The sequence below is a fragment of the Halorubrum sp. SD612 genome (assembly GCF_002135005.1).
The window spans coordinates 1-9978 of record NZ_NEWI01000105.1; the positions used below are offsets into that span (position 1 = coordinate 1).

A 9978-nucleotide genomic window follows, 5' to 3' on the forward strand; every position below is an offset into this window, starting at 1 on the left:
GCGCCGGTCGAACCCCTCACACGCCGCGCTCCACAACGCGATGCGCGAGGTCGAGCGCTCCATCGTCGGCGAGGCGACGAGCGTCGAGGGCGCGAAACAGCTGTTGGAGGACGTGATCGCCCGCGTCACCGAGGACATCGAGACGGCGAAGGGCGAGGCCGCCGCCAACGCCGCCGAGCGCATCGAGGACGGCGACACGCTGCTCGTCCACGACTACTCGACGACGGTGTTGGAGGCCATCGAGGACGCCGCGCGCGACGGCGCCCACCTCACCGTCTACGTCACGGAGGCGCGCCCGCGGACCCTCGGCCGCAAGACCGCGCGCGTCCTCGCCGGGGTGTCGCGGGTCAAGACGCGGATGGTGGTCGACAGCGCGATGGGGTACGCGCTCCGCGACTGCGACCGCGTCCTGCTCGGGATCACCTGTATCACCGGGGGGACCTACTACAACCGGATCGGCACCTTCCCGCTGGTCGTCACGGCGCGCGAACTGGGCGTCCCCGTCACCGCGGTCGGCTCGGGGGCGAAGACCATCGAGGAGTTCCGCTTCGAAAACGAGTTCCGCGACGCCGTCGAGGTGATGCGCGAGCCCGTCGAGGACGTCGAGATCGAAAATCCCAGCTACGACGCCACGCCGATCGGCATGATCGACACCGTGATCACCGACGACGGCGTCCGCGACTGACCCCGTGGACGGGACAGGACCGGTCGCAGCCGGGGCAGCGCCGCCGGTCGGCCCAAAGCGCTTTGTGCGTGTACCGTGTTAACAGGTACAATGAGTCTCCATCCGGGTTCGACGGCGATCTTTCAGGTCCCCGAACAGGGGGTGACGGCGGGGTGTACGAGCGTCTGGTGCGACCTGGGAGCGGTCGCGACGGAACCGGGAGTCGTCACGGCGGTCGCGCTCGCCGGGGTCCTCGCGCTGCTGGCGTTCGCGTACGTCCGCGACGCGGAGTCGGCGTGCCGCCGGGAGCGACGCCGCGTCCTCGACGAGCGGGACGCGTTCGAGTCGTTCGCCGACCGGGTGGCACAGATAGACACCGTCTCCGTCGCGACGGACACGACGCCGACCGGGGTGCCGGCCGGCGCGCTCCGCGGGATCGGATCTCCCGGCGGCGGACGGAGTCCCGGAAGCGGGCCCGGCGCCGACAGCGTCACGCTCAGACGGGTGATGACCGCGTACCGCGACACCGTGCTGTCGCTGCCGCACTACCGGACCGAGTACGACGAGACGGCCGCGGAGAGTCTGACGGCCGAGCTCGGCCCGGACGCCGCGACCGCGCTCGTGTCCGACGGCGGGCTGTCGAGCGGCGCCCGGTCGGCGCTCGTCGACCGGAGCCGTCGCGCGGCGGACGCGCGAGGCCGGCTCGCCGACGCGATAGACGAGGAGATAGACGAGCTCGGCGACCGGGAGGCGGCGCTGTCGTCGGTCGACCGCCGCCGCCGCCGGCTGCTCGGTCACTTGGACGGGATCCGGCCCGGCCGCGGGACCGACGCGGCGATCGACGTCTGGAACCGCCTCGAAGAGCTCGAACGGGAGTGCGACGAGCTCGCCGCCGAGCGACAGCGCTCGCTCGACGACCCGCCGCTGACCCCCGAAGCGGGGCCCGACGGCGACCGCGAGCGCCCGTTCTACGGCTACCTCTACGCCCCCGTCGACGGGCCGCGCTACCCGGTGTTGGCGCAGATCGCGGAGGTCGCCGACGGGATCCGCGCGGACAGGGAGCGCGTCGCCGAGCGTATCGCCGCCGACCGCTGACCGATCCGCGGCCGCGGATCGCCCTCCGGCTCCGGGGGAGACGCGCCGACCGAGCGGAAACTCAAAACTACCGGATTGTTTATGAAGGTAGGGCGGGACTGAGCGTGTATGAGTTGGCAAGCGGCGGAGCGAGCGTTCGCGGACGACGCTGTCGCCCGAGAGACGCTCCCCGAGATGTTCGAGCGCACCGCGGAGCGACACGCGGACCGGACCGCGCAGCGGTACAAAGGGGGACCCTACGAGCGGTCGCTCGTCGCCGCCGGGGTCGTTCCGCCGGCGCCCGCCGGCGAGTACGCCGAGCTGACGTACGCGGAGATGCGCGACGTCGTCCGGAACCTCGCGACGGGGCTCCGCGAGCTGGGCGTCGACGGCGACACGCGCGTGGCGATGTACTCGCAGACGCGCATGGAGTGGGCCCAGACCGACTTCGCGGCGCTGGCCGCGGGCGCGGTCGTGACGACGGTGTACGCCTCGTCGTCGCCGCGCCAGTTACGCTACCTCTTGGAGGACCCGGAGGCGACCGTCGTCGTCGTCGAGAACCGCGAGATGCTTAAGGACGTGCTCGCGGTGCGCGGCGACCTCGAACACGACCTCGACGCGGTCGTCACCGTCGACGACGTCGACACCGACGATATCTCGACCGCGGACGTCGGGGCCGACGCCGACGCGTGGACGACGTGTACACCCTCGGCGAGGTCCACGAGTGCGGCGCCGCGGCGTTCGACGAGGCGGCCTACGAGGGATGGCTCGACGCGGTCGGCGTTGACGACCTCGCCAGCCTGATCTACACCTCCGGGACCACCGGGAAGCCGAAGGGGGTCAGGCTCACCCACGGCAACTTCCGGGACAACGTCTCCCAGTGTTACCGGCGGTTCGCGGACCGACCCGACCGCGACCCGGAGGTGCCCGGCATCTCCGCCGAGTCGACGACGCTGTCGTTCCTCCCGCTCGCGCACGTCTTCGAGCGGATGGCCGGCCACTACATGATGTTCGCGGCGGGCGCGACGGTCGCGTACGCGGAGAGCCCCGACACGCTCCGCGAGGACTTCGGGCTCGTCCGCCCGACGACGACCACCAGCGTCCCGCGCGTCTACGAGAAGCTGTACGACGCGATCCGGGAGCAGGCGAGCGAGTCGCCGGTGAAGGAGCGCATCTTCGAGTGGGCGGTCGACGTGGGCCGCGACCACCACGAGGCCGACGCCCCCGGTCCGCTACTCGACGCCAAGCGGGCGGTGGCCGATCGGCTCGTCTTCTCGTCGGTCCGGGAGGCGATCGGCGGGAACATCGACTTCTTCATCTCGGGCGGCGGGTCGCTGTCGGCGGAGCTGTGCGCGCTGTACCACGCGATGGACCTGCCGATACTGGAGGGATACGGCCTGACGGAGACGTCGCCCGTCATCTGCGTCAACCCGCCCGAGAAGCCGAAGGTCGGCACCATCGGGCCGCCGGTGGTCGACACCGAGATCGCGATCGACGGCTCCGTGGTGGGACAAGAGGTCGCGGACCTGGCCGGCGACGTCGGCGAACTGCTCGTCCGGGGGCCACAGGTGACGGACGGCTACTGGAACCGGCCGGATGCGACCGCAGACGCGTTCGTCGACGCGGACGACCTCCCGACCGACGCCGTCACCGCCGGGACCCCGGCCGACGACCGCGTCGGCGTCGGCGGGGACGGCCCCGGAGACGCGGAGGCCGCCGCCGCGGAGCCGTGGTTTCGCACCGGTGACATCGTCCAGCTCCGCCCCGACGGCTACGTCGCGTTCCGCGAGCGCGCGAAGCAGCTGCTCGTGCTCTCGACCGGGAAGAACGTCGCCCCCGGACCGATCGAGGACCGGTTCGCCGCCAACGAGTTCGTCGAGCAGTGCGTCGTCCTCGGCGACGGTCGGAAGTTCGTCTCGGCGCTCATCGTGCCGAACTTCGAGAGGGTCGAGGCGTGGGCCGAGGCCAACGGGATCGACTTGCCCGCGGAGCGCGCCGCGGTCTGCCGCGACGACCGCGTCCGCGAGCGGATTCAGGAGGAAGTCGACCGCGTGAACGAGGAGTTCGAGTCGTACGAGAAGATCAAGCAGTTCCGGCTCGTCGAGGAGGAGTTCACCGAGGAGAACGACCTGCTCACGCCGACGATGAAGAAGAAGCGACGGAACATCTTAGACCGATTCGCCGACGAGGTCGAGGTCATCTACGAGGAGTAGAGCGGCCGGAACCGGGCAGAACTAGAAACCGATATCCGTCGCGAGAGAGTAAATTCGGCGATGGGTCCCCACGTACCGCCCCGATACGGCTTCGCCGCTCTGGGGGGGTGTTGTTTCGGCCTCGGTGTGCTCCACCTGACTCACGCGGGCCCGACCGTGGGGATCGCACTCGAATCGGTGCTGATACTCGGCCTCTCGGGCGTCGCCTTCTACACCGTTCGCGACCTCCCGCGCTGGGGGATCTCTCGCTCCGGCCAGTGGCGAGCGGTCCGGATCGGCGCGGGGACCGCGCTCGGGTTCACCGGGCTCGCCGCCGTCGTCTGGCTCATTTGGCTGATCGGACACCACGCGTTCAAGCTCCCCTTTCTGCTCTCGTTCGCCGCCAGTCTCGGCGCGGCGGTCGGGTCTCGCGGGAGCCTCTACGCGGTGAAGGCGGACGAACAGCTCACCGAGGCGCAGGAGCTCGCGACGCTGCTCTCGATCAACGACCGGGTGTTGCGCCACAACATCCGGAACGAGCTCTCGGTGGCGCTCGGGTACCTCACCGAGATCGAGGCGGCGGACGACAGCCCGGAGACCCGAGCGCAGGTGGCGACGATCCGCGACCACTTGGAGTCGCTCCTCGACACGAGCGAGCGGACGCGACGGCTCGCGTCGATCTGGCAGACCGACGCGCGCTGCTCGGTGGACCTGGTCACCGTCGTCGAGGAGGAGGTGGCGCAGTTGACCGCCGAAGCGCCCGACGCGACGATCCGCACGGAGCTGCCGGAGCGCTGCGTCGTCCGGACGCATCCGTCCGTCCGGGTCGCGTTCGAAGAGGCGCTGCGGAACGCCGTCGAACATAACGACGACGTGACCGTGACGGTGCGCGTGTGGCGCGACGATGCGGTACACCTCGTCGTCGCGGACGACGGACGCGGCATCCCGCGGATCGAGCGGCGGACGCTCCGAAACTCCGAGGAGACCCCGCTCGAACACACCGAAGGCGTCGGGCTGTGGCTGATCTACTGGGCCGTGAACCGGGCGGGCGGAACGGTCGAGTTCGCGGAGAACGAGCCGGGGGGAACAGCGGTCCGGATCCGCCTCCCCGATCGGCCGGATTCGGACGGCTCGGCCGGCGTCGACTCCGGAGAGGATCGGCGGTGAGAGTGAGGTCGGAAGCCTCGGAGTAGCGGCCGTGCGACCCGTGCGGGAGCGATCTCGGTCGGTTCGGGCGCCGCGTCGACCGCGTGGCGGCGCGAGCCGTTCGCTGGACACCGAGGTCGCGGTCAGTTCGTTAGGCGTGGGAGAAGCGCGCCGTTCGCGTGGCGTTAGGCCGACGACGGCGTGGACTCCGGCTGTTCGTCGCGCTCGACCGAGTCGCCGTCGGCCGGTGTCGACTCCGTCACGGGGTCGCCGAACGCGTACACCGTGTTGTGGCCGGTCACCTCGACGGTGAGGAAGTCGCCGACCTCGACGCCGCGATCGGTCGCGTTCTGGACGATGATCTGTCGGTAGGCGCCGTCGCGGCACTTGACCGAGTCGCCCGTCCCCTCCTCGACGACGAGCACCTCGAACGTCCCGCCGACCATCGACTCGTACGCCTCGCCGACGACCTCCATCTTCAGCTCGGACATCGCCTTCGACCGCTCCTTCTTAACGGTCCCGCCGAGCCCCTTCATGTCGGCCGCGTCGGTGCCGGGACGCTTCGAGAAGCGGGTGACGTTGATCTTTTCGGGCCGGACCTCGGCGAGCAGGTCCATTGAGCGCTCGTGGTCGGCCTCGCTCTCTGTGGGGAACCCGACGATGAAGTCGGTCGACAGCGTCCAGTGGTCGAGCCGGTCGTCGAAGGTGTCGACGACCTCGCGGAACTTCTCGACGCGGTGCTGGCGGCGCATGTCTTCGAGCACGTCGTCGGAACCGGACTGGACCGGCGCGTGGATGAAGTCGTACAGCTCCTCGTTCTCGGCGAACACGTCGGCCAGCTCCTCGTGGATGCCGTGGATGCCGCCGGGGTTCGCCATCCCCAGCCGCACCCGGAAGTCGCCGTCGATGTCGCAGATGCGGTCGAGCAGCTCGGGAAGCTTCCGGTCGCCGTCGTCCCAGCCGTAGACGCCCGTGTCCTGCCCGGTGACGCGGATCTCCTTCGCGCCGGCGTGGATCAAGGCCCGGGCCTTCTCGACGTTCTCCTCGACCGACGGGGAGTCGACCCGGCCGGTGGCGAACTTGGTGATACAGTACGAGCAGTTGCTCATACAGCCGCGCGCGATCGGGAGGAGACCGACGACGCCGTCGAGGACCGGTTCGGCGTCGGGCGTGACCGTCGGGCACTCGCCGTTGAGCACGTACGAGGGGACCTCGTCCCAGTGGAGGATCTCGGCGTCGACGTCGGCTTCGGCGAACATCTCGCCCTGTGCCAGCGCCATACAGCCAGTAACGACGAGTTCGGCCGTCGTCTCCGACAGCTCCTCGGCGCGGCGGAGCATGTTCCGCTCCGTCTTCTCGACGACGGTACAGGTGTTGAGGATGGCGACGTCCGCGTCGTCCGGGCCGTCGGCCGGGCGGTGCCCCCCGTCGCGGAGGGCGCGCTCGATCTCCCGGCTCTCTCCCCGGTTCGAGCTACAGCCGTACGTTTCGATGTGGTACGTCGCCATCGGAGTGTCCTTACTATCGGTCCCGAGGGCAAAAGCGCGACGGATCGGGGCGTCGGCGGCCCGGCAAGTCGGCCCCGTTCCGCGTCAGTCTTCCGCGACCGCGGCAGTCGGCGTGTCGGCCTCGGAGGCCGAGTCGGCGGTCGCCTCCGGCTCGTCGACGGGGTCGCGCTCGGCCGGCGGAACCGCTTGGTAGACGGACCGGCGGGCGTCGCGGGGGCACAGCCCCTCCTCGACGAGGCCGACCTCGGTGAGCTTCTCGACCGCGAACCGGACGGTGCGGGTCGAGAGGCGGGTCTCCTCGGCGAGGCCGGTCTGGTCGAACCGGCCCTCCGCGTCGAGCACGTAGTAGACCAGTTTGGCGCTCGGCGGGAGCGGTTCGAGCAGCTCGCGGGTTCCGTCGTCCATACGTTACTTACAGGGGCGAATCGCGCATAACCGTGGCCCGCCTGTGCGCACCCTGCGCACGCCAACCGTCTTTTTATATACCATGATTCAGGGCGGAACTCGAACCGCGCGCCGTCCCTGTCGTCGACCGACAGTTCCCAGCCGTGAGCGGCCGCGATCTCTCGCACGATCGCGAGGCCGAACCCCGTCCCGTTCGGGGTACTCGATCGCCCGTACTCCGTCGCCGCCTCGGGGTCGATGTCGAAACCGCGTCCGTCGTCCGCGACGTAGAAGCCGTCCGGGAGCGATCCGACGGAGACCGTGAGGTCGTCGGCGTCGCCCGAGCCGTGCTCGACGCCGTCGTCGGGTGTTGCCCGACTGCTCGTGGAACCGTGTTCCACGCTGTTCGTAAACAGGTTCTCGAGGAGCGTCCGGAGCCGCTCCGGGTCGGCGTCGACCGCGTCCGTCGCAGCCGACGCGTCGAGCGTGGCGCCCGCCGTGTCGACGGTGCGCCACGCGCGTTCGGCCGCCTCGTCCAGCGGGACGGGCTCGATGTCGTCGACCGTCCGACCCTGCCGCGCCAGCGCGAGGAGGTCGTCTATCAGCTGCGTCATCCGGTCGTGGGCGTCTTCCACCCGATCGAGCTCATCGAGGACCGCCGCGTCGTCGGTCAGCGCCCGAGCCAGGTCCGTCCGGCCGGCCGCGACGTTGAGCGGGTTCCGGAGGTCGTGAGAGACCAGCCCGGCGAACTTCTCCAGCCGGTCTATCTCCCGCTGGAGCGCCGCGTCCCGCTCGCGCAGCTGTTCTGTCCGCTCGGCGTGGTTGAGCGCGACCGTGACGTTCGCGGCGAGGACGCGGGCCAACTGGACGTCCGTCGCGTCGAAGAACTCCGGCTCCCGCGACCCCAACGGCATCACCCCGTGTTCGCCGAGCGGGACGACGAGGAGGCTCCGGTGTTCGCCGTACCCGACCGCGGTGTCGACCGTGTCGAGGTCGTCGACCACGATCGGCTGGCCGGACTCGAACGCCTCCCAGACGCGGCCGTCGCCCGGACCGAACGCGGGGCGGTCGCCGAACGCCGCGGTGGCCTCCTCGCTTATCGCCGTCGGGCGGAGGACGTTCGTCTCCGGCTCGTACAGCCGGACCCCGCTGCTCGGAAACCCGAGGGTGTCGATCGCCGCGCGGGTGGCCACCTCGGCGATCTCCGCCCGCGAGTCGCCGCCGAACATCTCGCGGGTCGTCGCGTGGAGCCGCCGAAGCGTCCGCTCGATGCGTTTCTGGTCGTCGATGTCGGCGTAGACGCTGTAGAGGACCGTCTCGTCCGACTGCTTGACGGGGATGACGTGGAGGATGAAATCGCGAATCCCGTCGACGGTCCGCCGGCGCACTTCGAGCCGCGAGGGCTCGCCGCGTTCGAGGACCGCCTCCGGCTCGAACCGCTCGGCGCTGTCCGGGATGACCTCGTCGCAGACCTCCTCGTACCCGCTGTCGGCGCCGTAGCCGAACGTCTCCCGGAACGCCTCGTTGGCGGCGTCGAGGCGACGGCCGCCCCCGTCGAGGGCGACGGTGCGCACCGCCGGGAGGGGGAGGTCGTGGAACAGCGCCGTCAGCCGATCTCGCTCCCGGCGGAGCGCGTTCTCCGTCTCGATCTGCTCGATGGCGTTGGCCGAGTGGGCCGCCAGCAGCTCCGCAAACTCGACGTCGCGCTCGTCGAACGCGGCGTACCCGTTCGAGACGGCCTGTAACGCCCCGTGGGAACCGATCGGGACGCTGATCGCCGACCGGATGTCGTCGGCGACCGGGTCCGCCACCTCCGACCCGGTTCGGCGGTCGGCTCCGACCGACGACCGACCCGGAGACGAGGGGTCCTCCAGTTCGTCCGGGTCCGCTGGGTCGACGCTGAGGTTGTCGACCACCATCGTCTCCTGCTCCGCGACCGTGGTCCCGACGACCCCCTCGCCGATGTCGAACGCCCGGACCTCCTCCTCGCTGACGCTCTCGGAGAGGACGGCCGGGACGACCTTATCGCCGCGGCGGCGGGCGGTGACGCAGCGGTCGAACTCCAAGATGTCCTCGGCCGCGTCGACCGTCCGGTCGAACACCGTCGCAACGTCGGTCACCGATGCCAGCTCCGCCGCGAACTCGTGGATCGCCGTGACCTTCGCGTTCACCTCACGGAGGTCCCGCTCTGCCCGGCGGCGGCCGAGCGCGTTCGCGACGCTGTTCGCGAGCATCTCGTAGCGGTCGCGACCGGCCCCCTTCTGGAGGTAGTCCGTCACCCCAGCGGAGATGGCGTCGCTCGCGATCTCCTCGCTCCCCTTCCCGGTGAACAGCACGAAGGGGAGCCCGGGGTCGACATCGCGGACCGATTCGAGGAACTCGAGCCCGTTTGATCCCGGCATGTCGAAGTCGCTGACGACGCAGTCGACGCGGCCGTCACGGACCACCTCCAGCCCCTCGTCCGGCGACAGCCGCGTCAGCGTCTCGATCCCGTCCACGAGCCGATCGACGTGCGTGGCCGCGAGGTCAGCCGCCCCCGGCTCGTCGTCGACGAACAGGACACATCGGGACGAGTCGGCGTTCGATCCCGGCGCGTCGGACGCGGCCGCTCCGGTCCCCGCAGAGGCGTCGCCGGGTTCAGAATTCATGTGCGTGTGTTTCCCTACCGGTAGTTTTAGCTTTCGCTCCGGATACCGAAATTGAAAAGCCCGCCGACCGCGGGGCCCTTACAGGAAGTCCTCGACGTGGTCGGCGACCTCCTCGGGGGTGTCACCGACGGGGACGCCGGCGTCGTTGAGCGCGTCGATCTTCGACTGCGCGGTGCCGGTGCCGGAGCCGGAGACGATGGCGCCCGCGTGGCCCATCCGCTTGCCCGGCGGCGCGGTGCGCCCGGCGATGAAGCCGGCGACCGGCGTGTCCATGTGCTCGCCGATGAACTTCGCGGCCTGCTCCTCGTCCTCGCCGCCGATCTCGCCGCACATCACGACCGCGTCGGTGTCGGTGTCGGCCT

The 9978-nt window shown here is 70.3% G+C and carries 5 protein-coding genes and 3 pseudogenes; 4 read left to right on the plus strand and 4 right to left on the minus strand.

Annotation, left to right across the window (positions count from 1 at the left end; all coding sequences use genetic code 11):
* The 4 genes and pseudogenes from B9G38_RS11810 to B9G38_RS11825 all read left to right on the plus strand — a co-directional run.
* The coding region (locus tag B9G38_RS11810; protein WP_086220496.1) for a translation initiation factor eIF-2B at positions 1-685 on the plus strand (685 nt) is incomplete at its 5' end.
* 90 nt (positions 686-775) lie between these two features.
* Positions 776-1759 carry a hypothetical protein gene (locus B9G38_RS11815; protein ID WP_086220497.1) on the plus strand — a complete coding sequence of 328 codons (984 nt, stop codon included), beginning with the start codon at positions 776-778 and terminating at the stop codon, positions 1757-1759.
* 108 nt (positions 1760-1867) lie between these two features.
* Positions 1868-3951 (plus strand): annotated as a pseudogene (locus B9G38_RS11820) (AMP-dependent synthetase/ligase).
* Between the two features lie 126 nt (positions 3952-4077).
* The gene (locus B9G38_RS11825; protein WP_233127205.1) at positions 4078-5097 is read left to right on the plus strand and encodes a sensor histidine kinase KdpD; all 1020 of its coding nucleotides are present in this window, start codon (positions 4078-4080) and stop codon (positions 5095-5097) included.
* Positions 5098-5261: 164 nt separating this feature from the next.
* On the opposite strand, the gene B9G38_RS11830 is transcribed toward B9G38_RS11825, so the two are convergent.
* From B9G38_RS11830 to B9G38_RS11845, 4 genes and pseudogenes are all read right to left on the minus strand, one after another.
* Complete coding sequence (locus B9G38_RS11830; RefSeq protein WP_086220498.1) at positions 5262-6584, minus strand: tRNA (N(6)-L-threonylcarbamoyladenosine(37)-C(2))-methylthiotransferase; 1323 nt, start codon at positions 6582-6584, stop codon at positions 5262-5264.
* An 84-nt stretch (positions 6585-6668) separates the two neighbouring features.
* A complete protein-coding gene (locus B9G38_RS18785; protein WP_086220499.1) occupies positions 6669-6989 on the minus strand; it encodes an ArsR family transcriptional regulator in 321 nt (106 codons plus the stop codon).
* 77 nt (positions 6990-7066) lie between these two features.
* A pseudogene (locus B9G38_RS11840) lies at positions 7067-9616 on the minus strand (GAF domain-containing protein); the annotation flags it as partial.
* Between the two features lie 78 nt (positions 9617-9694).
* Positions 9695-9978 (minus strand): annotated as a pseudogene (locus tag B9G38_RS11845) (succinate--CoA ligase subunit alpha); the annotation flags it as partial.